The organism is Marinomonas algicola (assembly GCF_014805825.1).
GTDB lineage: Bacteria > Pseudomonadota > Gammaproteobacteria > Pseudomonadales > Marinomonadaceae > Marinomonas > Marinomonas algicola.
In genome coordinates this window covers 2662689-2686673 of the sequence record NZ_CP061941.1, presented here as the reverse complement: position 1 = coordinate 2686673, position 23985 = coordinate 2662689, and the positions used below count along the sequence as shown (strand labels likewise).

Genomic DNA, 23985 nt, shown 5'->3' with positions numbered 1-23985 from the left:
GTCGGTTATTTTCTGTTCAGGTATGGCATCTACTACACAAAATGCGAGAGATTTTTTATGATAATACAGCCTAAAATCAGAGGTTTTATTTGTACGACGACGCACCCAACTGGATGCGATTTAAATGTGAAAGAACAGATTGAGCTGACGAAACAAAAAGGTCAGATTAAAGACGGCCCTAAAAAAGTACTCGTTATTGGCTCTTCAAGTGGATATGGTTTGTCTTCACGAATTGCGGCGGCTTTTGGATCTGGTGCGGCCACTTTAGGTGTGTTCTTTGAAAAGCCTGCAACGGAAAAGAAAACTGGCACGGCGGGTTGGTACAATGCCGCCGCATTTGAGAAATACGCACACGAAGCGGGTCTTTATGCGAAAAGCATTAATGGTGATGCTTTCTCAAATGAAGCGCGTGAAAAAGTCATTGAGTTGATCAAAGCTGATCTTGGTCAAATCGACATGGTCGTTTATTCTTTGGCATCGCCAGTCCGTAAATTGCCGGATACAGGCGAAGTGGTTCGTTCTGTATTAAAGCCTATTGGTGAGGCCTACCGTTCTACCGCGATCGATACGAATAAAAATGTTATTATCGATGCGGAAATCGAACCCGCAACAGAAGAAGAAATTGAAGCCACTAAAGTGGTAATGGGTGGTCAAGATTGGGAGCTTTGGATGGATGCTCTGCAATCAGCCGGGGTGTTGGCCGAAGGTGCTCGAACGGTTGCCTATTCTTACATAGGTTCAGATATAACTTGGCCAATTTATTGGCACGGCGCACTGGGTAAAGCGAAAGAAGATTTGGATCGTGCCGCGACAGCAATTAATGCCCAGTTGTCTCAAACCGGTGGTGGTGCAAATGTGGCCGTCTTGAAGTCTGTAGTGACTCAAGCCTCTTCAGCGATTCCTGTCATGCCTTTGTATCTTGCGATGGTTTTTAAAATCATGCGTCAGCAAGGTGTTCATGAAGGTTGTATGGAGCAAGTTTACCGTATGTTCTCTGAGCGTCTTTACAATGGCTTAACCCCGGAATCATTAACGGATGAGTCTAATCGTTTGCGTCTGGATGACTTAGAGTTACGTGAAGACATTCAAGCGGCATGCCGTGATTTGTGGCCTCAAGTAACCTCAGAAAATCTTTTTGAAATGACGGATTACCAACTGTACAAGGATGAGTTTTTGAAGCTCTTTGGGTTTGGTGTTGAAGGTGTGGACTACGAAGCGGATGTGAGTCCTGAAGTAGACTTTAATGTGATTTCACTTTAATTAACATTACGCTACAAAAAAAGGAGTAAGTGGTGTCCGCTTACTCCTTTTTTATTGATTAAAGATCACCTACTATTCTATGAGTGTTTTATTGAGTATTGCTGTGATGAGGTCTTTGGTTTTGATGTTTTTAAAAGAAAAGGCGGGGTTGATCTTCTGTCTTTTGATCGGTGTATCCAATCTATCCAGTGCTTTTTCTCAAGAAATTCAGATAAGAGATATTGATGTTATCTATGGTAACGAGGTGATTAGAGGCAAACATCAAATAGTCTTTTCTTCTCCTCCTGAAGTCGGTATTGTCCCTGCAGAAAAAAAGAAAGAATTTGCTTTAGGGCCTAATGTGATTATTGGCGCTAAAGAGAACAGTCGTTCTTATCTTGAAATGTCTGCCATTGCAGAGCGTGAACATGAAATTTACAGCGAAGTGAACCGAAGAACGGAAGAAGCCCCTTTTACCGTGTTGTTTACAGGCAATATTCCTGCCGAAATACAGGCGAAGCGATTGCAGTTAATGCCAGAAGTGGGTGTTTTCGGAGATCAACTGGATAAGTTGGAAAAAGACCAAGCTGCAAACCAAAAAGACCAACTAAAAGACGATGGCTTTATTCCAGAAAATATTCCTGGTGTGCAAGTGTTTGGTACAGGCGAGGCTGACACTCAAAATGATAACTCTGACGAAGCTATGTTAGAAAGATTGATTGGTGGTTGATCTTATCTACTGAGTGCTGAGGAATATCTTTTCTAATCGCTCGCTTAAATTTTTCAAGCCTTTCCCATGATTTATTGTTTTCCAAGCCATAAATAAATCGCACGTCTTAACAGCCTCGGGGAAATCTAAAGACACAAATTGCTTACTGTCTAAGTAGGGTTGAATGCGATTTTCGGGGAGAAAACCCATTCCTATCCCTGCAAGTACGGCGTCTATTTTTTGGTTAACAGACGAGACAAAGAAGTGCTGACTGTCTTCGATTAAATTACTTGAGCGAGGAATTTCTCCTTTGACAGAGTCATGTACCACTATTGTTCTAAATTGACGCAAATCGTTTTTACCTAATGGTTGCTCATATTGCAATATTGGGTGGTTGGCTTTTACGACCAGTAATAGGTTAAGAGTCTCTATTTTGACTGTACGAAGCCCTTGCTGGTTAGGCGTTGGCTCTGGCGCGCCAATGACTAAGTCGACTTCGTCATCGATAAGTGATTCCCAAGTGCCGTTCATAACTTCTTCGGTTATATCGATCTCAATCGAAGGATGTTCGTATAAAAAATCCGCAATGACATCAAATATTTTTTTATTGTCCAAAATAGAATCAATAGCAATTCTAATCTTCGGTTCCCATCCATGGGCAATGGTTTGTGTTTGTTCAGTAATTTTGCTGACCGCTGAGAGTACTTTTCTTCCTTCTTCGAGTAAGTGCTGACCCGCCGGTGTTAAAACGGAGCGTCTGCCCTGTCTTACAAACAAGGTGACACCTAATTGTTCTTCCAGTTTTTGGACTATGTATGATAAAGCCGAGGGTACTTTATTTAGTTGTTCAGCCGCGGCTGCGAAGCTGCCTCTTCTTTCGATAGCATCTAAAACCAGTAATGACTCAAGTGTGAGCAACGATGTGTTCATAATGAATACTTCAGGGTGATGGCACGACTTATAATAAAGAAATTAATTGTTCAATTTTTTTGAACGATTCCATCTAAAAATAGCGCTTATTAAAAATTTATACAATAACTACAATGGGCACATCTTAAATTAATTAGAACAATTTGTTCTTGGAGTGACCTTATGAACGCATCAATTTTAATGAATGTTATGAAAACACAAAATACCTTATCGGCTTTACCATTACGCTTAATTGCCGGAATTATTTTCTTTGCTCATGGTGCTCAAAAGTTATTCGCTTGGTTTGGTGGTTATGGTCTTGAAGGTACAGGGCAGTGGATGGAGTCCATTGGTATGGCACCAGGTTATTTGATGGCTTTACTGGCTGGTAGTACAGAATTTTTTGGTGGTCTTTTACTTATTATAGGACTATTTACTCGACCTGCTGCTTTAGCGTTGGCGGCTACTATGGTGGTTGCAATCTTGACAGTGCACATTAGTAACGGTTTATTCATGTCCAATAATGGCTATGAGTTTGCACTGGCTTTATTCGCCATGAGTGTGGCGTTGGTTTTCCAAGGTGGCGGTAAGTTTTCTATTGATGCGGTGTTAAGCAACAAATAGCGATTATTATGACTGTGTCTCTGTTTTGGTTATAGACGTTTTTTTAATTTAATTTACTTTTTTGGGGAGTGAATCATGGGCTTAATTGTTAAAGGTAAGTGGGTTGACCAGTGGTACAGTACCAAAGCATCTAAAGGCAATTTTGAGAGACAAGAAAGTCGTTTTAGGCACTCTGTCTCTTCTGAAAAAGACAGTCTATACCAACCTGAGAGCGGACGTTATCATTTGTATGTCTCTCTTGCTTGCCCTTGGGCGCATCGAACTTTGATTTTTAGGGCGTTAAAAGGGTTAGAGCAACATATTACGGTGAGTGTAGTTAAGGCTGAAATGCTTGAAAACGGCTGGGAGTTTGGCGAGCAGGGCGACCCATTATTTGGTTTCGATTACGTTTATCAAGTGTATCTTAAATCGGCTCCAGATTATGAAGGGCGAGTGACCGTTCCAGTGCTTTGGGATAAGAAAACCAACACTATTGTTAATAATGAATCCAGCGAAATTATTCGAATTTTGAACGCCTCTTTTAATGAGCTTACAGGTAATCATGATGATTACTATCCGGCCGCGTTAAGGGCGGAAATTGATTCGGTTAATGAACGGGTTTATAACACGATAAATAATGGCGTCTATCGAGCCGGTTTTGCAACCACTCAAGACGCTTACAATATTGCTTATACTCAGTTGTTCGATAGTTTGGACTGGTTGGAAGCACGTTTGTCTAAGCAACGTTATTTAGCTGGCAATAGTATAACAGAAGCCGATTGGCGTTTGTTTACCACCTTGGTTCGTTTTGATGCGGTCTACCACGGTCACTTTAAATGTAATCGTAATAAGTTATCTGAGTTCGAAAACCTGAGTCATTACCTCAGAGAGCTGTTTCAAATCTCAGGTATTGCTGAAACGGTGGATTTGGAATACACCAAAAGACACTATTATGCGAGTCACAAAACCATTAACCCAACGGGTGTCGTGCCATTAGGTCCATTGCCGTCATTTGACTTGCCGCATAATAGAGCAACTTTGTTTTAATAGGAGATTCGTATGATTAAGCATTTTCCGTTTCAACAGCTAGGCAAAGCGGATCATGGATGGCTTAAAGCCAATCATCATTTTAGTTTTGCTCATTATTACAATCCTAGCCGTATGGAGTTTGGGACGCTAAGAGTGGTTAATGATGATTGGGTAGAGCCCGGTCAAGGGTTCCCACCCCACCCCCATAATAATATGGAAATTATTACGTTTGTGAGGAGTGGATCGGTGACCCATGAAGATAATAAAGGTAATAAAGGCGTCACTGAAAATGGAGAGGTTCAAGTAATGAGTGCAGGGACCGGTATTGTTCACTCAGAATACAATCTTTCTAAAGATCCGTTGACCATTTACCAAATATGGATTGAGCCAAATCAGCGTAATGTCAAGCCAAGGTGGGAAGCAAAACGTTTTCGAAATAACAATAAAAATGATGGTTTGAGCTTATTAGTCTCTGGCTATCCCGAAGATCAAGATGACGCTCTTTTTATTTATCAAGAGGCTCGTGTTTTTGGCGGCAAAGTGTCAAAGGGGTCTACTTTTGAGCATAAGATACATCATCAAGCTTATATATTGGCATCCAGTGGGCGTTTTGAGGTCATTACGGACGATGCGACAGTTATCTTAAATACCGGCGATGGAGCAGAAGTAACTAAAGAGGCAAGTGTTCGTTTTACTGTTTTGGATGACTCAGAGATTGTTTTAATTGACGCCCCTTCTCATTGACATGGATGGGAGAAGGGCACATTTTATTTGTTTTACGTTATAGGTTAACCAATTTGAGCGCGTTTCTACTTTTGAGCAAGGTATAAATGGTCACTGGTTTGTCAAGAAAGAGTATCAACGTTTTTCTCTAGGTCATTTTGTGAAATACAAGGACATCGTAATCCACTTGGGCGGGATTGCCTTCATGAGCATGAGTGCCTTGGTTTAAATTAAAACCTGAATCTCACTGTACTTTATCGTGGGTTCAAATAACGCTTTGCTTTATCGGCAAAGGTGTCATCGAAAAATGACGCTTTTTTAAGTTTTTCATATGCTTAATATTATTAGATCTTACTTAAAAGACGAGAAAATACTATTAAGGGGAAATCATGGAGGCGTGCGATTTAAATGCGACCGAAGCGCGACGTTTGATGGCGCGAAAGTCGTTGTCAGTGACGGAGTTGGCGCAAAGCTGTATAGACCGAATGAACTTAGTGAATCATGCCGTTAACGCGATGATCTGCAGTGACCCAGAGGATTTACTCAAACAAGCCAAAAAAGCTCAGCAAGCCATTGATAAAGGCGAGCCCTTAGGCGCGCTACATGGTTTGCCATTGTGTGTAAAAGACATGGTCGATTTAACCGGCTTTCCGACTATCTTTGGTAGCACCCTTTTTAAAGACAATATGGCGACTTCGGATGACCCTATGATCGCGCTGTTAAGAAGTGCTGGCGCCTTGCCGTTAGGGAAAACCAATAATCCAGAATGGAGCGCCGGTGGCAACACTCGTAACGCCGTTTACGGAGTTACCGCCAACCCGTTTGACGTGACACGCTCTGCCGCGGGGTCTTCGGGCGGTTCTGCTGTCTTGTTCACCTTCTCTAAAAGACGTAGAGGGTTTTATTGGGTTTTAAAATGACTGGTATTATCCGATACTAGGCCAGTAACCTATTTATTTGTCATGGAAGGAATGTCCTTTGTCTGAGTTTATTGCTAGTTCCGTTGCTCAATCTTGCGTTGTTAAATGTGTCAGTGCGTTAGAAGAAATCACTTGGTTTAACCCAAAGAAAGCCGTATTTCATTCCATTCAAGATGATTTGTCATTGCAAATGTCCGATGTGTTGGATGCGGCAGATCGTTTGTCTCGCTTTGCACCTTATCTCGCGGATGTGTTTCCTGAAACAGCGGCCAGTCAGGGCATAATTGAATCAGAGCTTGTCGCCATTCCGGTGGTGCAAAATACCTTAACCGAATTAATAGGTGCACCGATTACGGGTCGTTTGCTGATGAAGTGTGACAACCAATTGCCCATCGCGGGTTCCATTAAGGCGCGAGGCGGTATATACGAAGTGCTATTGCATGCAGAGCGTTTGGCGCAGGCGAATGGCTTATTAAAAGGCAACGATGCGTATCGAGTGTTTGACTCGGACGCTTTTAAAGCTTTGTTTTCGACTCATCAAATCGTCGTCGGCTCGACAGGAAACCTTGGTTTAAGCATCGGTATTATGAGTGCAAAATTGGGCTTCAAAGTCACGGTTCATATGTCGTCGGATGCCAGAGAATGGAAGAAAGCCCTATTAAAAAGCAAGGGTGTGAATGTCGTTGAGCACACGGCGGATTACAGTGTGGCGGTAGAACAAGGTCGCCAAGAAGCAGAGCAAGATGACCGCGCGTATTTTATTGACGATGAAGATTCTGCCTCTTTATTTTTAGGTTACAGCGTGGCGGCCTTGCGTTTGCAAAAGCAACTGGAAGCACAAAATATTGTGGTGGACGCCGATCATCCGTTGTTTGTTTACCTTCCTTGTGGCGTTGGTGGCGCACCGGGTGGCATTACTTTTGGTCTCAAACAGCTATTTGGTGATCATGTGCATTGCTTTTTTGCCGAGCCAACCCATTCGCCTTGCATGTTATTGGGCATGGAAACGGGATTACACCATAAGATCGCTGTGCAAGACCTGGGTATAGACAATCTTACTTGCGCCGATGGTTTGGCCGTTGGTAGGCCCTCGGCTTTTGTCGGTCCCATGATGGACGCTTTGTTAAGCGGCGTATACACGGTATCTGATGAAAATCTGTATCGTTATTTGGCCATGCTGGTGGATGCTGAAAACATTCAGGTAGAGCCCTCAGCAACGGCAGGGTTGGCCGGTGTTATTAGGCTGATGAATCAGGGGCAGGAGTATTTAAAGGCGCATCAACTGGACAATAAAATGTCTCACGCAACGCACATTATGTGGGCGACAGGTGGTGACATGGTGCCTGAAGAAGAAAGAAAAAAGTATTATGCTCATGGTAAAGCGCTGTATTAACTCAGTGATTGTAGAATGCGCATCCGCGCTATGACTTCGCTCTTTCTAGATTTTCTTCCGATTTCATTTTATCAACAAGATAGTCTAGAAACACTTTGACGGCAGGAGGATGATCTGGATGCATCAAAGCCAGTACAGGCGAAGGTTAATCCTAAAGTGCGTGAAGAGAGTTACAGTGAAGCCATAAAAATCATTACAGAAGAAGCTTATTGGGCGCCAATGTTTACTTCTTCTAAAGGGGGGGGCTTTATGCGGTACCGAACCTATCGGGCAAAAATGCATACAGAAGACGAATATTGTTTGCTTGACACGCTTGTCCCAAGCGCTCAGACCGCATCAACTAGTATCTTATTATTGACTTGATGTGCTTACAAAGTAGTAAGTGGCTAAATTTTTAGCCACTTTATTTCGTTTGATTGATTGAGTGTTATAGGGTGATTATGAATTAACAGACGAGTGGCGTGGCCATTCACTACTTTATCCTTGTAGAAGGATGTAAATTCATCCATCGATAACGTTTTTAGAGTGTCAATCAGCCTTTCTTTTCTTTTGAAGTCTGGTGCTAATTTGGCAATTTCTCGCCAATCTCTTCCTGTTGTTTCCTTAAGGCTTTTGGGTTCTCTCAAAAGGCTTTGCATAATGGTATTTTTAGCTTTATTAAAACGATGTTCACTCAGCTCTTCTATGCGAGTGTTTTGATTGTTAATAAATGCTTCTATGGCTTGTTGTATATCTGTCGTGCTCCGAGTTGGTGATTGAACGGTAAAGGCGAGACTTGGAATGTTTTGCATGACAAAGTTATGTGTACTGACAATATAGCCAAACTGCTGTCTTGTCCTTAGAGAACTGTAAAACTCGGTTGCAAATAATTGATTAAGTATGGCAAAAAACATTTTACTTCTAAGTTCGTCATCTAACGTCAAATCGGTTTGCTCTCTGATAACGTATAGCACAGAGTTGTCTTTGCTGCTTGCCGTAAATTCATGAGTTAACCTGTCTGTAGGCGCAAAACTAACGGGATCATTGTCAACGCTTTCGCGTGTATTTAAAAAGGGAGTGGTTAAAGAAAGCAGTGTTTGCGCAAACTCTAGGCTTTGTTCATTGGTGACATTGCCATTACTGAAGGCCACAAGATTAAAGGATGACAGTCTAGGTTCCATAAATTGAATAAGGTCTTCGAATGTTAGCGAAGGGAGTGCATCAATCATTTGATGGTTTGAAATACTCTCTTCGGTTACTAGGTCTGAAAGTTTTGAAATAGCCAATTGATAGGGGGGGGTGTTTATTTGATTGGATAAATCTTTTAAAAGCTGCTTTTTATTTTCTTCGAAGCGTGATTTTGACGGTTTGAAGCGTAAAAACGCTTCTAGTAGCTGTTTTAAATAGTAGAATTGTTTGTCTGAATAGCCGCTAGTATTTATGGTTACGCCATTTAAGTGGGGGTAAATTCGATACCCAAGCCCTGCTACATAAGGTAAGTAGGTTTGTTCACTCATCGCTTCGTCAAACAGCCTTGTTAATAAGCGATTTAATAGATAGTGCTGTGGTGTGTCGGCTGCATTTTCAAAACGAATGGCCAGAAAGTGATTGCTTGCTGGTTTTTCGAATTGATTGTCAGACCGGTGCCAGTAGATAAGTCCTGGTTGCTGAAAAATTAAACGTGGATGTTCATCGAATTCATTAATAGTGTCTAAGTTTTCAGGTAAAAACGGATTGGCCTCAGGGAGTGATATCCCATTGTGTTTAGGTGGGTGCAGGAATAAATTCTTAAAATAGTCGTTTGCATGGAAGTTTGTATACTTAGTGTTGTACCAGGTCTCTTTATCCCAGATTAAGTCGTCATCATGCCAGTTCGTTGGAAAGTTCTTTTTGCTAATGAGTTGTACCAACATATTATCATGAGTGAGATGAGACATTAGAGATTGAATGTCGTCTTCCTTCGCAAGGTTGGTGATTTTGAATGATGATAAAATGTCTTCAGCTGGATAATGCAATAGTCGACTGGATAAGATTGATGATAACCGAATAGGATGGATGTAATCGTAATAATCAAACGCCAATTTGCTTAATATCTTACTTTCATTCAGGTAGAGAGGGTCGATAGGGCTGTCTTTTAAAATAGTCAGTGCGTAAAAAAATGCCCCAACGACTTCATCTATATGATTTAAGCCGTCATCCGTTAATCGAATACTAACGCTAAAGATTTGTTCTTTGCCAATAGGCGATCCTGTGCTTGCTCCCAGAGCATTTGCCCATCCTTGTTGTTTTAAATAGGACAATAAGGAGCCAGAACCTTCATGTCCGAGAATGTAAGTCAGGTATTGCCCTGGTTTGCTTTTATAGTTTTTCTGTTGTGTTGGTATCGGGAAAAGAAACTTTATTTTTTGAAAGTCAGCAATAGGCTCCACAAATTGCATTTTTGGGGTTTGGTTTTGCAGTAAAGTTGTCTTAGGAATCGTATCAATAATTGGCGCTGGATGGCCTTTTATATCGGTAAAAAACAGCTTGGAGAGCGATTCCAGTTCACTAATAGGTAAAGTTGAAATCAAAGTGAGTGCCATGTTGTTTGCTTTGTAATATTGATCAAAGAGTGTTTTAAGTTGAGTTTGTAAATCCGCGTTAGGCCTGTCTTTAAGGGTATCTAAGCGGCCTACACTAAAACGACTTTGTGGGTGTTGAGGGTTTAAAAGTGTCTTAAACGCTTGGTTAACACGTCTTGAATCGTCGTTTATTTTTGCAAGGTATTCTGAATGTACGGCGTTTTTTTCTCTGTCAGCAAACTCTTTACTAAAAAGTGGACTGATAAAGAATTGAGAAAATCGATCCAATGCTTCTGAATAATGGTCTTCCTGTATATCAAAGTAATAGTTTGTTGTATTACTGCTTGTGTAAGCATTATTGGCGCCACCATTTTCCGTAATAAAGGTTTGGTAAGAAGAGGCATCTGGAAACTTTTCTGTACCTAAAAAAAGCATATGTTCGAGAAAATGAGCTAAGCCTTCTTGTTGGTGCGGGTCTTGGAAAGAACCCACATTCACTGACAGTGATGCGGATGATTTTTCAGCAATGGGGTCCGAAACCAACAGAACCCGTAGGCCATTCTCTAAGACTAGACTTTTGTAGAGACTTTTGTCGTTTTTACTTTTTGAAATTTGAGTCATGTTGTTCTGAGTTTCAGTCGAAAGGCTGCTGGCGATTGCTAAGTTTTGATTTGCAAAAACAAAAGTAAGCAAAACTAAGATGATAGAGGTAAAAGCGTAAAGTTTTTTCATTTTTTTAGGGTACAGTAATGATCTTAGGCTGTGTAGATCTACTGTCGTTTTTTTTGTAAAGAAAGTGAGGGTTTTTAATCCGATTATTCAAACAAAGGGGGTTTATAGAATGGGGTTGGTTCCTAACATCAAAGAAACAAGTGTGATGTTAGGAACCCGCCTATCTAATTGGATGCTTTGCGGTTTGGTTGGGCGTCTATTGATTGGCCATTGACATCTTTACTGTCGTGGCCCATGAGGTATAAATAAAGAGGCATTAGTTCATCAGGTGCAAGAACTGAAGATGGGTTCTCGGCAGGGAAGGCTCTTGCTCTCATATTGGTGCGTGTTGCCCCGGGGTTTATGGCATTAACTCGAATATTCGAGGTGTTTTCTAGCTCATCTGCAAGAAGTTGCATCATGGCTTCAGTGGCAAACTTAGAAACAGCGTAAGCTCCCCAATAAGCTCTGGCCTTGCGACCCACGCTAGAGGTAGTGAAGATAATTGATCCCTCAGGCGCGTCAAGCAGTAATGGCATTAGCGATTGAGTTAGTAAAAATTGGCTTGATACATTAACCCGCATAACTTGGTCGAAGGTACTTGGCTCGTAATTTGCCAGTCCCGTTCTGTCTCCAAGTATACTTGCATTGTGAAGAAGGCCGTCAATGCGGCCAAACTCGGATTGTATGGTGTTCGCTATTTCAATGTAATCATGTTCTGCTGCGGAGTCTAGGTTTAAAGGTACGATGGCGGCTTGCGGGTAGCCTCGAGCTTCAATTTCGTCATAAACGTCTTCAAGCTTTTTGGTTGTTCGACCTAACAAAATAACCGTTGCGCCATGGGCAGCATAATGTAAGGCCGCAGAGCGACCTATGCCTTCTCCTGCGCCAGTTACGAGAATAACTTTGTCTTTAAGTAAGTCATTGGGAGCTTGATAGTCGAGCATAAATTTTCCTTACTCTCTTTTGAGAGAGTTGATGCGATTATACTTATCTTAAGTTGGCTTATGCGTTCTCATAAGATAATTTACTGATACGTCTTTTTCATTTAGCTTATATATCTTGGTCAGGGGGTTGTAAGTCATGCCAATTAAGTTTTCCACTTCCAAGCCAGAGTTTCGTGCGTAGTTATTTAATTCGGCAGGTTGGATGAATTTTGCGTAATCGTGAGTGCCCTTTGGAAGCATGTTTAATACGTACTCAGCACCAACGACGGCAAATAAATAGGCTTTCGGGTTACGGTTAATGGTTGAGAAAAAAACGTGTCCGCCTGGTTTTACCAATTTTGCACATGCGGCTACAATCGAGGAAGGATCAGGTACGTGTTCAAGCATTTCAAGGCAGGTTACTACATCGTACTGTTCCGTTTCTCGCTCGGCAATGGCTTCGGCTGTGATGCGTTCATAGTCGATGTCGAGCTTGCTTTCAAGAAGGTGAAGACGAGCAACGCCTAAGGGAGCTTCACCCATATCGATACCTTTGACGTTAGCTCCTAATTTGGCCATTGCTTCTGATAATATGCCACCGCCACAGCCAATATCGATGACTTTTTTACCCTTTAAATTGGTTGCATCATTGATGTAATTGACTCTTAGGGGGTTGATTTCATGTAAAGGTTTGAATTCACTTTCTTTATCCCACCAGCGGCTGGCCAATGCTTCAAACTTGGCAATTTCATGTGCGTCTACATTTTGTGATTCAGTTGTCATTATAAATACCTATTTAGCTAAAAGAGTCGTCGTAACTTAAAGATGGCTAATGTTGAGTGTTAATTTTTTGACGCCATTTGCTTACCTTAATTCTAAGTTCGTCAGAGTCAATTGTAGTGAGTTGTTTGTCTTTTAATAAGGTTTCCCCTGCTACCCAAACATGAGTTATTTGTTCTCTAGTTGCTGTGTAAATCAACTGGGAAAGGGGGTTGTATATTGGCATATTAGCAAACTCATCTAATGATGTTGCACATAAGTCGGCGGCCTTACCAAGCTCTATTGATCCGGTATAATGATCCATGTTTAGAGCCTTTGCACCTTCTATGGTTGCCATGCGTAGCGTTGTTTCGGCGTCTAGCGCTGTGGCGTCAGATGCAACGGCTTTTGCCAGTAAAGAGGCTGTTCGCATTTCACCAAGCATATCTAGGTCATTGTTGCTTGCGGCGCCGTCCGTTCCGAGTGCAATCGTTACCCCTGCTTTTTGTAATGAGTGAACGGGACAAAAACCACTGGCCAGCTTTAAATTTGACTCTGGGCAGTGGAGCACTTTGACGTTGTTTTCCGCGATCAGTTCAATTTCATGTTCAGTTAGTTGAGTCATATGTACGGCTTGAAGCTGACTATTAAGCATGCCAATACGCTCTAGTCTAGCTAAAGGTCGGCAAAAATAGTTCTCTAGAGAGTCAGTGATTTCAGAATGCGTTTCATGAACGTGCATTTGAATCATGCAATTCAGATCCTGTGAGGCCTGCACAACTTTGCCAAGTTCATCATCTGAAAGGACGTATGGAGAGTGTGGCCCAAGAATGCCACTTACCAGTTTTGAGTCTTTGAATCTTAGGTGAGTGTCAATGGCCCGACTAAGATAGTCGTCCATCGAGCCGGCCCATTTTGTGGGCATGGTTAATATCGTTGGGCAAAGTTGAGCTCTAATGCCTATGTTTTGAGCGGTTACCCCAACATCTTCAGAGAAAAAATAATTATCGCTAAAAGTAGTGGTGCCACTTTTTATCATCTCTGCTATGGCCAGTTCAGAGCCGGTAACAGTAAAGTCTTTTGACAGCCATTTTGTTTCAGTAGGCCAGATGTGCTCTTTAAGCCATGTCATTAAAGGGAGATCGTCAGCATAACCCCTTAAAAGCGTCATCGCTGCATGTCCGTGGGCATTGATAAAGCCAGGGGTGACGATTTGGTTTCCTAAAATAAAATGATTTTTGGTTTGGTAGCGATCTGAGCATATATCAGTGGGTAAAATGTCTAGAATAACCCCTTTCTCTATCACAATACTGTAATTTGACAGCAAGGCTTGAGAGGACGCTGTTGCGATCCATTCAGGAGACACGATGCTATCAACCCAGAGGGTATTCAATTGGTTAGTCATAATACAGCCTTTGAGAGTGTTCATTGATTATAGCGTTTCATTGAAATTCTACCAAGGTTAGGAATTGTTTTCTTAAGACTAAATGATTGAAAAATAGAGCCAATTGTATAAAAAATGCGCTTAGATTGATTCAGGCTTTATTTTACCGGAAAACATAGGGGGATATATGGGAGTTCTGCAAAGGCTTGTGATACAATGCCGCGCTTATAAAAAGATATTCATGGGGTTTGTGTAACTCCACGTCATAAGGATCGGTTGTACCTATGGGTGAATTAGCCAAAGAAATCATTCCAGTCAGTATCGAAAATGAACTGAAGGGCTCGTATCTCGATTATGCTATGAGCGTTATCGTTGGGCGTGCGTTGCCAGATGCAAGAGATGGATTGAAACCAGTGCATCGTCGAGTTCTATTTGCAATGAACGAACTTAAAAATGATTGGAATAAACCATATAAAAAGTCCGCGCGTATTGTTGGTGATGTAATTGGTAAGTATCACCCTCATGGTGATACCGCCGTTTACGATACTATAGTCCGTATGGCGCAACCATTTTCTATGCGTTATACCCTTGTTGATGGTCAAGGTAACTTTGGTTCGGTTGATGGTGATAATGCCGCCGCAATGCGTTATACCGAAATCCGAATGGAGAAAATTGCTCACCACTTATTGATGGATCTTGAAAAAGAAACCGTCAATTTTGTACCAAACTATGATGGTACAGAGTTCATGCCAGAAGTGTTGCCATCTCGCGTACCTGGATTGCTTGTAAATGGGTCAGCTGGTATTGCCGTTGGTATGGCGACCAATATCCCACCTCATAATTTAGGTGAAATTATTGATGGCTGTTTGGCTGTTATTGATAATGCTGACATTTCCATTGACGAGTTGATGGAGTTTATCCCAGGCCCTGATTTCCCTACTTCAGCTTTTATTAATGGGCGTGCGGGAATCGTTGAAGCATACAAAACAGGTCGTGGCCGTATTTATATGCGAGCTCGCCATCATATTGAAGAAATGGACAAAGCGAATCGTGAAGCCATTGTATTCACTGAAATACCTTATCAGCTAAATAAGGCAAAATTGATTGAAAAAATTGCCGAATTAGTGAAAGAGAAAAAGCTTGAAGGGATAAGCGAACTTCGAGATGAATCTGATAAAGACGGTATGCGCATCGTTATCGAGTTACGTCGTGGTGAAAATGCGGATGTTGTTGTAAATAATCTGTTTATTCAGACGCAGCTGCAGTCTGTTTTCGGTATTAATATGGTTGCCTTAGTTGAAGGTCGCCCTCAATTATTGAATCTTAAACAAATTCTTGAGTGTTTTGTTAAGCATCGCCGAGAAGTCGTAACGCGACGCACGATTTTTGAATTGCGTAAAGCCAGAGAGCGAGGGCACATCCTTGAAGGGTTGGCTGTTTCTTTAGTTAATATTGATCGTGTTATTGAATTAATTAGAACGTCCCCAAGTTCATCAGAAGCGAAAGAGAAGCTGATTTCTGAAGGTTGGCCGCCTGGTGATGTGATGGCCATGCTTGAAAGAGCGGGTGCAGATGCGTGCCGTCCAGACAATCTTGAAGCTCAATTCGGTTTCCATGATGGATCCTATCACCTGTCTCCGGATCAGGCTCAGGCCATTCTTGATTTACGTTTGCATCGTTTAACTGGGTTGGAACATGAAAAATTATTAAAAGAATATCAAGCATTAATCGAATTGATTAGTGAGCTGCTTAATATTTTGTCCAATCCTACTCGTCTGATGGAAGTGATTCGTGAAGAGTTAGAGGCCGTTAAGGGTGAGTTTGGGGACGAGAGACGCACTGAAATCTTAACTTCTAGACAAGATTTGACCATTGCTGATTTGATCGAAGAAGCGCCAATGGTAGTGACGATATCGGATACGGGGTATGCGAAATCTCAGCCGCTAGTTGAGTATCAAGCTCAACGTCGTGGCGGTCGTGGCAAGTCATCAGCCAGCATGAAAGATGAGGATTACATTAATCATCTTCTGGTTACCAGTAGTCATGACACTATTATGTTATTTAGTAATTTCGGTAAGGTATATTGGCTCAAGGTGTTTGAGATTCCTGTAGCTAGTCGTAATGCTAAAGGTCGTCCAATTGTGAACTTGTTGCCTTTAAGTGAGGGTGAGTCAATATCGGCGTTATTGCCTTTGGTTATTCCATCTAAAGATGGTTCTGAAGATGAATCTGTGGCGGATTCAGATGTACCTGAAACGGAAGAAACGTCCAGTCATTATATCTTTATGGCAACAGCCAACGGAACCGTGAAGAAGACGGCGTTGACACACTTTGCGCGCCCACGCTCGACAGGTCTGATTGCATTGGGTTTAGATGAGACGGATGAATTGGTTGGTGTGTCAATAACCAACGGTGAAAACGATATTATGTTAGTTTCTTCGGCGGGTAAAACGATTCGCTTTAAAGAGACGGATGTTCGTGCCATGGGTCGTACAGCATCAGGTGTGCGTGGTATTAAGCTTGCTAACGATGCGAAAGTGGTCTCATTGATTGTTCCCGAAGAAGGTATGAGTGTGTTAACCGCGTGTGAAAATGGCTTCGGTAAGCGTACTTCGATTGATGATTTCCCTATCTATGGACGTGGTGGGCAAGGGGTTATTGGTATTCAGGTTTCCGAGCGTAATGGTCCTGTTATTGGTGCGAAACAAGTTGATGACAACGATGAAATTATTTTAATAACAGATCAAGGTACGTTGGTCAGGACTCGTGTTTCAGAAGTGTCGTGTCAAGGTCGGAATACTCAGGGTGTTACTTTAATTCGACTTACTAAAGGTGAACACCTAGTTGGCCTAGAAAGGGTTGTTGAGGGTGAAGGCCTTGAGGGCTTGGAGGATGATGAAGAGCTAATAGAGGCTGATGGTGAGGTGGCTGTTCCTGAGGAGCGGAATCTACCAGATAGTGATGCCGCTGAAAGCGATCAAGCGGACAGCGAATAAAGTTAAAAATGCGGCTGTGGAGCCGCATTTTTGTTAGTTTGGGGTGTGTTCCTTTTTAGAGGTATTTGTTGCAATGAGTCGAGTTTATAATTTTTGTTCTGGTCCTGCTGCGCTTCCTGAAGAAGTTCTGCTTAAAGCGCAAAAAGAGATGTTGGACTGGCATGGTATGGGGATGTCGGTAATGGAGATGAGCCATCGTAGTGATGAGTTTGTTTCGATTCTTCATTCGGCGAAAGCTCGCTTGTCAAGACTTTTAAATATCAATGATGATTATGAAATCTTGTTTGTTCAAGGTGGCGCCTCATCTTTGTTTGCGCAAATTCCAGCAAATTTGATGACTGGCTTTAGTTCATCTAGTTATCTAGATACCGGTGTATGGTCTACTAAAGCCATTAAGGAAGCAGGTAAATATGGCGCTGTGAGTGTTGTTGCTTCTTCTAAGGGTGATAACTATAGCCATGTCCCTCAATTCTCTGATTGGAAGATTGATGAGTCCTCTGCCTATTTGCATATCACGCCCAATGAAACCATTGGTGGTGTTGAATTTGCTGACTTACCTGAAACTAACTTGCCTATTGTTGCTGATTTATCTTCTACGATTCTGTCGCGTCAAATTGATGTCAGTCGATATGGGATGATTTATGCAGGGGCGCAGAAGAATGTTGGTCCTGCGGGTGTTGTTATCTGTATAGTGCGTAAGGACTTGTTGTCACGTAGCCAGGGCTCTCTCCCAACAACCTGGAATTTTGCTAATTTAGCCGCAAATGATTCTATGATTAATACGCCTCCAACTTTTGCTATTTATCTTGCTGATCTTGTTTTTGAATGGTTGGAGCAGCGTGGTGGCGTTGCGGCAATGGAGGCGATCAATATTGAGAAAGCTGAGCTTTTGTATAGGACCATTGATGAAAGTGCGCTTTATTCTAATCATGTTGATGTCGCTTCTCGTTCTCGTATGAATATACCGTTTATTTTGGCGGATGAGTCGTTGGAAAAAGCATTTTTAGAGGAGTCTGAGGCGGCTGGATTGAAGACGTTGGCAGGTCATAGATCTGTTGGTGGTATGAGGGCGAGTATATATAATGCGATGCCAATAGAAGGTGTTCAGGCGCTGGTTGATTTTATGAAGTCGTTTGAAAAACGTTACGGGTAATTTAGCATGACTGATAAAAAAATGGATATTCCTGATACTTTGCCGTTACTACGAAATCGTATAGATTCAATTGATAACGAAATACAGCAGTTGATTAATGAGCGAGCTCGTTGCGCCCAAAAAGTGGCTGAAGTGAAATTGGCTGATCAGGGTGATGACTCGGTTGTTTTTTATCGCCCAGAAAGAGAAGCTCAGGTGTTAAGGCGAGTGATGGAAAGAAATTCAGGTCCTTTAGGTAATGAGGAAATGGCGCGAATTTTTCGTCAGGTAATGTCATCGTGTCTTGCTTTAGAAAAACCAATGCGCATTGCATTTTTAGGCCCTGAAGGCACTTATACTCAACAAGCGGCTATTAAGCATTTTGGTAAATCTATTGTGAGTGCGCCGATGGCCGCCATTGATGAAGTATTTAGGGAGGTCGAGTCTGGTGCGGCAAACTATGGTGTGGTTCCGGTTGAAAACTCTACGGAAGGCGTAGTTAATCATACTTTAGACAGTTTTAGAGATTCACGGTTGAAAATTTGTGGTGAGGTTGAAGAGCGTATACATCATCACTTGTTGGTCTCTCCCTCTGTGAATCCGGATGAGGTGACCCACATCTACTCGCATCAACAGTCTTTAGCGCAATGTCGAGCATGGTTGGATCGATATTGGCCACATGTGGAGCGAATTGCCGTTAATTCGAATGCTGAAGCAGCAAGAATGGTCTCTGAGTCGGCACGTAACGGTCGTGCTGTTGCGGCTATTGCTGGTGAGATTGCCAGTGAACTTTATGGTTTGTCTAAAATATCATCAAATATCGAGGATAGACCGGATAATACCACTCGCTTTCTGATCGTCGGGCATCAAGATGTTCCTGAAAGTGGTCATGATAAAACGTCTTTATTGATAAGCGCTAAAAACGAGGCCGGTGCCTTGTATAGTTTGCTAGAACCCTTTAAGCGTCTAGGTGTGAGCATGACTCGATTAGAAACTAGGCCTTCTTTGATGAGTAAATGGGGTTATATTTTTTATATTGATTTTGAGGGGCACTATCAAAATGAGACTTCTCAAGTATTGATTAAAGAGTTGCAGGCTTGTGCTTCTGAAGTAAAGGTTCTGGGATCTTACCCTATAGCTGTTTTATAGGGTGTTTGCTGGTTTATGTTGTCGAACAGTAGTTGGGTGGAGGTCTAGTTGTCGTTGCCACAAGTGACTCAAAATTTTGGAAATGTGCTGGTCATCGGTCTCGGTATGATTGGTGGCTCTGTTGCGAAGGCGTTGAAAGAGCGAGGTCTGGCAACATTGTATGGTTCTGATCGTCGAGATACTGAACTTTCTCTTGGATTGTCAACTGGGGTAATTGATTTTGCCATAGAGCTAACCCCCGACGTTATTTCTAAGATGGATATTATTTTGCTGGCTACGCCAGTTAGAGCCATGGAGCACGTTTTAGAGACGATTGCTCCAATGTTGAACGTAGACACCTTGGTGACTGACGTTGGCTCTACAAAGGCAAGTGTTATCGAGTCGGCTAGGCGCGTTTTTGGCTGTGTTCCGGCTAATTTTATTCCAGGGCATCCTATTGCTGGCGCTGAAAAAAGTGGTGTGTTGGCGGCTAATCCAAATTTGTTTGAGCATCACAAAGTCATCGTCACCCCCTTAGTGACGAGCGACCTTAATTTATTAGATCGTTTGCATTTATTCTGGTCTTCTATTGGTGCTGAAGTGGTTAGTATGGATGTGGAGCACCATGATCTTGTATTGGCAGGATCAAGTCATTTGCCTCATCTACTGGCATATACTTTGGTTGATTCGTTGGCGAACAGCGAGCTTAGGCAGGATGTCTTCCGTTTTGCGGCGGGTGGTTTTAGGGATTTTACTCGTATTGCTTCGAGTGATCCTGTTATGTGGCGAGATGTTTTTTTGGCAAATAAAGACGCTAACCTTGTTGTTCTTAATGAATTTATGGCTCGTCTTGAGCAAATGAAGATGGCTATAGAGGAGGCTGATGGTGCCTCGATGTTTGGCGTTTTTACTCGAGCTAAGTCTGCGAGAGATCACTTTATGCGATTGCAGAAGGAAAAAGAGGCAGGGCGTAATGCGCGAATTGAATCAATCGCTGTGTCTTTTCCTCTTATGAGCTCTATTAAAGGTGCGGTCTCTCTTGCTGGTGATCAGTCGCTATCTCATAGGGCAATTGCTATGGCCTCTTTAGCAGAAGGGGTAAGTTTTTTAAGTAATTTAGATATTGGCTTTAATGCAAAGCATACTGTTCAAGCGTTTAGGGATATGGGAGTTGTAATAGAAGAGTTTGGTGAAGGGCAGCTGCGTATCCACGGGGTTGGTTTAAGGGGGTTAAAAGCGCCTATTGCACCAATTAATGTTGGTAACTCTCCAACGACTTTGCATATATTGCTTCCCGTTTTGGCTGGACAGGATTTTGAAGTAACCTTGGTTGGCGAGGGAAGTATACTTGAACTTCCTTTAAATGATGTTTTGCCAATTCTGGCGTCGTTAGGTGCGAAAGTGTCCGCTTCTGCCTCTTCTGGTCTGCCTGTTCATATAAAGCCAAATAAATTGCCTAAAGCTGATGTTGTCGTTCAGGGGGCGTATTCTAAGGTCAAAATGGCCGCGCTTATTGCGGGATGTTATTTGTCAAGCAATGTGGTTTTGAGTGAGTCTAAATGTAGCCGAAATCATACTGAGAACTTGTTGTCTGCATTTGGGTGTTCTTTGCGAGAAGATGGTAGGGTTCTTTGTTATCCTGACGATAGAAAGCTTAAATCTGTTGATGTCGCACTACCGGCGGATGTTACAAAAACAGCTTGGTTGGTTTTGCTGGCGAGTGTGTTGCCTGGATCGAGATTGGAAATTGAGAATGTTCTTGTTAACAATACACGCACTGGGTATTTGGCTGTGTTGAAAAGAGCGGGAGCGAGTGTTGAGACCTTATCTTCGATCACATATACGCCTGAATTATCAGAGACTATTTTGGTGCAATTCTCATCATTGGTCTCATTTAATATTGATGAGAATGAGGCCTTTATGGTTCGAGATGAATTGGTTTTTCTTTGTGTGGCGGCTGTCTTTGCAAAAGGCAGGAGTCGCATTGATGGTATTAATAAGTTGCCATTTGAGTGTGAGGAAAGGCTAAGGGCTTTGATAGATTCTTTGATTAAAGTGGGTGTTACTTGTGTCATAGGTAATGACTTTGTAGAGATTGAAGGTGGTGTTCCCAGTGGAGGGGAGCTTGATTGTGCTGGAGATTACTTGTTGGCCATGGCGCAAATTGCGTTGGGCGCAAGAAGTTCCGGTGCAATAAAAGTACACGATTGTGTTGGGCTATTTGAAGAGTTTCATGAGTTTGAGCGCATTACCGCTTCACTGGGTGTCCAGTGTTCTGTAGTGCAGTAGTTTTGAAAGAGGAAGTAATATGATAAATCTAGCTCCTGTAATCGCAATTGATGGACCGAGTGGTGCAGGCAAGGGTACCGTTAGTCAACTATTGGCTGACAAACTGGGGTGGCACCTATTAGATAGTGGTGCTCTTTATCGACTTCTGGCGCTTGCGGTGTCTCATCATGATATGTCAATTGATGATCATGATATGCTTAGAATTTTGGCTGAGCATTTGGATATTCAGTTTCTGCAGGATGCGGAAGGTAGATTGGATATTATATTAGAGGGTGAGGTTGTTACTCAGGCGATACGTACGGAAGAGGTTGGTAATCAAGCTTCTATATTGGCGGCTATACCTGCTGTGCGAGAAGGCTTATTGCTTCGTCAGCGTGCCTTTGCTCAAGAGCCCGGATTAATCGCTGATGGACGTGACATGGGAACGGTTGTGTTTCCAGATGCGACAGTTAAAGTGTTTTTGACGGCGTCTGCAGAAGAAAGAGCTCGCAGACGTTTTTTACAATTGCAAGATAAAGGTGAAGGTGTTAATCTTCAAGATTTGGTGGATTCTATTAAAGAACGTGATGAGCGTGATGCCAATCGAGCGATCGCACCTCTTGTTCCAGCAATAGAAGCTATCGTAATTGATAGCACGTCAACTCCTGTTGATCAAGTAGTCGATATGATACTTGCTGAAGTCACTAGAAAAGGAGTGGCGTAATAACTTAGTTAATTAAGCTATTTGCATTTTTTTAGTCGAAATAGAGACCAGCCAAATCTATTTCGCATCATCATAAAATTACCCCATATAGGCTGGTTGTATGGTTAAAGTACGTTAACGTACTAAATTAAAGGAAACACAATGACTCAAAGCTTCGCTGAACTGTTTGAAGAAAGCCTGTTAACCGTAGAAATGGCTCCAGGCTCGATTGTTACTGGTATTATCGTTGATATCGATAGTGAGTGGGTAACTGTTCATGCAGGTCTAAAATCTGAAGGTGTTATTCCTCGCGTTCAATTTCTATCCGAAAGCGGTGAATTCACTTTAAAAGTTGGCGACGAAGTAAAAGTTGCTCTTGATGCTGTTGAAGATGGTTTCGGTGAGACTAAATTGTCTCGTGAAAAAGCGAAACGCGCTGAAACTTGGGAAGTTCTTGAAAAAGCATATGAAAACAGCGAAATCGTTGTTGGTGTTATTAACGGTAAAGTCAAAGGTGGTTTCACTGTTGATATCGCTAATATCCGTGCTTTCTTACCTGGTTCTTTGGTTGACGTTCGTCCGATCCGTGATACTTCTCACCTTGAAGGTGTGGATCTTGAGTTTAAACTTATTAAACTTGATCAAAAACGCAACAATGTTGTTGTTTCTCGTCGTGCTGTTATGGAAGCAACTAACAGTGCTGAGCGTGAAACTCTATTGGCGTCTCTAGAAGAAGGTCAAGAAGTTAAAGGTATCGTTAAGAACCTTACAGATTACGGTGCATTCGTTGATCTGGGTGGTGTTGATGGTCTTCTACACATCACTGATATGGCTTGGAAACGCATTAAGCACCCAAGCGAAATCATTGCTGTTGGCGATGAAATTGATGTTAAAGTTCTTAAGTTTGACCGTGAGCGTAACCGTGTATCTCTTGGTCTTAAGCAATTGGGTGAAGATCCATGGGTTGCAATCAAAGCCCGTTACCCAGAAGGCACTAAAGTAACAGCTAAAGTAACTAACCTTACTGACTACGGTTGTTTCGCTGAGCTTGAAGAGGGTGTTGAAGGTCTTGTTCACGTTTCTGAAATGGATTGGACAAACAAAAATATCCACCCATCTAAAGTGGTTCAAATTGGTGACGAAGTAGAAGTTATGATCCTAGATATCGACGAAGAACGCCGTCGTATTTCTTTAGGTGTTAAGCAATGTACTCCTAATCCATGGGAAGAGTTCGCTACTTCTTACAACAAAGGCGACAAGATCTCTGGCGCAATCAAGTCTATCACTGACTTCGGTGTGTTTATCGGTCTTGAAGGCGGTATCGACGGTCTTGTTCACTTGTCTGATCTTTCTTGGGACGAAACGGGTGAAGATGCTGTTCGTCAATATAAGAAAGGCGATAATCTTGAAACTGTTGTATTGTCTATCGATGCTGAGCGTGAGCGTATTTCTTTGGGTGTTAAGCAGCTTGAAGAAGATCCTTTTGTTGGCTTCGCGGCTGAAAACGACAAGGGTGCTATCGTTGAAGGTACAGTAAAAGAAGTTGATGCTAAAGGTGCGGTTATCCTTCTAGCTAGCGGCGTAGAAGCTACTCTTAAAGTTTCTGAATTGAGCCGTGAGCGCGTTGAAGATGCAACGACTGTATTGAAAGAAGGTGATAAAGTTGAAGCGGCGATCATTAACCTTGATCGTAAAGCTCGCACTGTTGCTCTTTCTATCAAACAGAAAGATGCTACAGAAGAAAAGGCTGCTCTTAAGTCTCATTCTGAGAAACAACAAGCAGAAGCTAGTGGTCCAACTACGATCGGTGACTTGATCAAAGCACAATTAGAAAACCAAAACTAAGATTTTGTTTTTTTAAATACCCCAAAATGCGGACCTTATGTCCGCATTTTTTTTGTATTAAATTTAAT

General features: G+C 42.2%; 18 protein-coding genes. 13 read left to right on the top strand and 5 right to left on the bottom strand.

Annotated elements, in window-relative coordinates:
• Positions 1-57: 57 nt before the first annotated feature.
• Together fabV and IEZ33_RS12310 are read left to right on the top strand one after the other, a co-directional pair.
• Complete coding sequence (gene fabV, locus IEZ33_RS12315; RefSeq protein WP_191600348.1) at positions 58-1260, top strand: enoyl-ACP reductase FabV; 1203 nt, start codon at positions 58-60, stop codon at positions 1258-1260.
• 124 nt (positions 1261-1384) lie between these two features.
• Positions 1385-1969, top strand: a complete 585-nt coding sequence (locus IEZ33_RS12310; RefSeq protein WP_240009701.1) for a hypothetical protein — start codon at positions 1385-1387, stop codon at positions 1967-1969.
• Between the two features lie 6 nt (positions 1970-1975).
• Here the strand turns inward: IEZ33_RS12310 and IEZ33_RS12305 are convergent, their stop codons facing one another.
• The gene (locus IEZ33_RS12305; RefSeq protein ID WP_191600346.1) at positions 1976-2878 is read right to left on the bottom strand and encodes a LysR substrate-binding domain-containing protein; all 903 of its coding nucleotides are present in this window, start codon (positions 2876-2878) and stop codon (positions 1976-1978) included.
• Between the two features lie 162 nt (positions 2879-3040).
• Between IEZ33_RS12305 and IEZ33_RS12300 the strand changes: the two genes are divergently transcribed.
• The 5 genes from IEZ33_RS12300 (at position 3041) to IEZ33_RS12280 (ending at position 7525) form a co-directional block, all read left to right on the top strand.
• Positions 3041-3481, top strand: a complete 441-nt coding sequence (locus tag IEZ33_RS12300; protein WP_191600345.1) for a DoxX family protein — start codon at positions 3041-3043, stop codon at positions 3479-3481.
• 75 nt (positions 3482-3556) lie between these two features.
• Entirely contained in the window at positions 3557-4507 is a 951-nt protein-coding gene (locus tag IEZ33_RS12295) for a glutathione S-transferase family protein (protein WP_191600344.1), read from the top strand.
• Positions 4508-4519: 12 nt separating this feature from the next.
• Positions 4520-5233 (top strand): pirin family protein, encoded by a 714-nt coding sequence (locus IEZ33_RS12290; protein ID WP_191600343.1) that lies wholly within the window; start codon positions 4520-4522, stop codon positions 5231-5233.
• A gap of 368 nt (positions 5234-5601) precedes the next feature.
• Positions 5602-6132 (top strand): amidase family protein, encoded by a 531-nt coding sequence (locus IEZ33_RS12285; protein ID WP_240009525.1) that lies wholly within the window; start codon positions 5602-5604, stop codon positions 6130-6132.
• A 58-nt stretch (positions 6133-6190) separates the two neighbouring features.
• Positions 6191-7525, top strand: coding sequence for a D-serine ammonia-lyase (locus tag IEZ33_RS12280; RefSeq protein ID WP_191600342.1), 1335 nt, complete (start codon positions 6191-6193; stop codon positions 7523-7525).
• Between the two features lie 386 nt (positions 7526-7911).
• Here IEZ33_RS12280 and IEZ33_RS12275 read toward each other — a convergent pair whose 3' ends face one another.
• The 4 genes from IEZ33_RS12275 to IEZ33_RS12260 all read right to left on the bottom strand — a co-directional run bounded on the left by IEZ33_RS12275 (position 7912) and on the right by IEZ33_RS12260 (position 13866).
• Positions 7912-10797, bottom strand: a complete 2886-nt coding sequence (locus IEZ33_RS12275) for an insulinase family protein (RefSeq protein WP_191600341.1) — start codon at positions 10795-10797, stop codon at positions 7912-7914.
• A 164-nt stretch (positions 10798-10961) separates the two neighbouring features.
• Positions 10962-11723, bottom strand: coding sequence for a YciK family oxidoreductase (locus IEZ33_RS12270; protein ID WP_191600340.1), 762 nt, complete (start codon positions 11721-11723; stop codon positions 10962-10964).
• 48 nt (positions 11724-11771) lie between these two features.
• Entirely contained in the window at positions 11772-12485 is a 714-nt protein-coding gene (ubiG, locus tag IEZ33_RS12265) for a bifunctional 2-polyprenyl-6-hydroxyphenol methylase/3-demethylubiquinol 3-O-methyltransferase UbiG (RefSeq protein WP_191600339.1), read from the bottom strand.
• A 46-nt stretch (positions 12486-12531) separates the two neighbouring features.
• A complete protein-coding gene (locus IEZ33_RS12260) occupies positions 12532-13866 on the bottom strand; it encodes a TRZ/ATZ family hydrolase (RefSeq protein ID WP_191600338.1) in 1335 nt (444 codons plus the stop codon).
• A gap of 263 nt (positions 13867-14129) precedes the next feature.
• On the opposite strand from IEZ33_RS12260, the gene gyrA reads away from it, so the two are divergent.
• From gyrA to rpsA, 6 genes are all read left to right on the top strand, one after another.
• The gene (gene gyrA / locus IEZ33_RS12255; RefSeq protein ID WP_191600337.1) at positions 14130-16841 is read left to right on the top strand and encodes a DNA gyrase subunit A; all 2712 of its coding nucleotides are present in this window, start codon (positions 14130-14132) and stop codon (positions 16839-16841) included.
• Positions 16842-16914: 73 nt separating this feature from the next.
• Positions 16915-17994 (top strand): 3-phosphoserine/phosphohydroxythreonine transaminase, encoded by a 1080-nt coding sequence (gene serC / locus IEZ33_RS12250; protein WP_191600336.1) that lies wholly within the window; start codon positions 16915-16917, stop codon positions 17992-17994.
• 6 nt (positions 17995-18000) lie between these two features.
• The gene (gene pheA, locus IEZ33_RS12245; protein ID WP_191600335.1) at positions 18001-19122 is read left to right on the top strand and encodes a prephenate dehydratase; all 1122 of its coding nucleotides are present in this window, start codon (positions 18001-18003) and stop codon (positions 19120-19122) included.
• Between the two features lie 48 nt (positions 19123-19170).
• Positions 19171-21390 carry a prephenate dehydrogenase/arogenate dehydrogenase family protein gene (locus IEZ33_RS12240; RefSeq protein WP_191600334.1) on the top strand — a complete coding sequence of 740 codons (2220 nt, stop codon included), beginning with the start codon at positions 19171-19173 and terminating at the stop codon, positions 21388-21390.
• 19 nt (positions 21391-21409) lie between these two features.
• A complete protein-coding gene (gene cmk / locus IEZ33_RS12235; protein WP_191600333.1) occupies positions 21410-22093 on the top strand; it encodes a (d)CMP kinase in 684 nt (227 codons plus the stop codon).
• Between the two features lie 141 nt (positions 22094-22234).
• Positions 22235-23917, top strand: a complete 1683-nt coding sequence (rpsA, locus tag IEZ33_RS12230; RefSeq protein ID WP_191600332.1) for a 30S ribosomal protein S1 — start codon at positions 22235-22237, stop codon at positions 23915-23917.
• The last annotated feature ends 68 nt before the right edge of the window (positions 23918-23985 follow it).

Bases quoted from the DNA above. Each gene is read 5' to 3' on its own strand.
- IEZ33_RS12290 (WP_191600343.1), top strand. From the start codon at position 4,520: ATGATTAAGCATTTTCCGTTTCAACAGCTAGGCAAAGCGGATCATGGA.
- IEZ33_RS12285 (WP_240009525.1), top strand. From the start codon at position 5,602: ATGGAGGCGTGCGATTTAAATGCGACCGAAGCGCGACGTTTGATGGCG.
- rpsA (WP_191600332.1), top strand. From the start codon at position 22,235: ATGACTCAAAGCTTCGCTGAACTGTTTGAAGAAAGCCTGTTAACCGTA.
- IEZ33_RS12300 (WP_191600345.1), top strand. From the start codon at position 3,041: ATGAACGCATCAATTTTAATGAATGTTATGAAAACACAAAATACCTTA.
- IEZ33_RS12270 (WP_191600340.1), bottom strand. From the start codon at position 11,723: ATGCTCGACTATCAAGCTCCCAATGACTTACTTAAAGACAAAGTTATT.
- pheA (WP_191600335.1), top strand. From the start codon at position 18,001: ATGACTGATAAAAAAATGGATATTCCTGATACTTTGCCGTTACTACGA.
- IEZ33_RS12305 (WP_191600346.1), bottom strand. From the start codon at position 2,878: ATGAACACATCGTTGCTCACACTTGAGTCATTACTGGTTTTAGATGCT.
- serC (WP_191600336.1), top strand. From the start codon at position 16,915: ATGAGTCGAGTTTATAATTTTTGTTCTGGTCCTGCTGCGCTTCCTGAA.
- cmk (WP_191600333.1), top strand. From the start codon at position 21,410: ATGATAAATCTAGCTCCTGTAATCGCAATTGATGGACCGAGTGGTGCA.
- gyrA (WP_191600337.1), top strand. From the start codon at position 14,130: ATGGGTGAATTAGCCAAAGAAATCATTCCAGTCAGTATCGAAAATGAA.
- ubiG (WP_191600339.1), bottom strand. From the start codon at position 12,485: ATGACAACTGAATCACAAAATGTAGACGCACATGAAATTGCCAAGTTT.
- IEZ33_RS12310 (WP_240009701.1), top strand. From the start codon at position 1,385: ATGTTTTTAAAAGAAAAGGCGGGGTTGATCTTCTGTCTTTTGATCGGT.
- fabV (WP_191600348.1), top strand. From the start codon at position 58: ATGATAATACAGCCTAAAATCAGAGGTTTTATTTGTACGACGACGCAC.
- IEZ33_RS12275 (WP_191600341.1), bottom strand. From the start codon at position 10,797: ATGAAAAAACTTTACGCTTTTACCTCTATCATCTTAGTTTTGCTTACT.
- IEZ33_RS12295 (WP_191600344.1), top strand. From the start codon at position 3,557: ATGGGCTTAATTGTTAAAGGTAAGTGGGTTGACCAGTGGTACAGTACC.
- IEZ33_RS12260 (WP_191600338.1), bottom strand. From the start codon at position 13,866: ATGACTAACCAATTGAATACCCTCTGGGTTGATAGCATCGTGTCTCCT.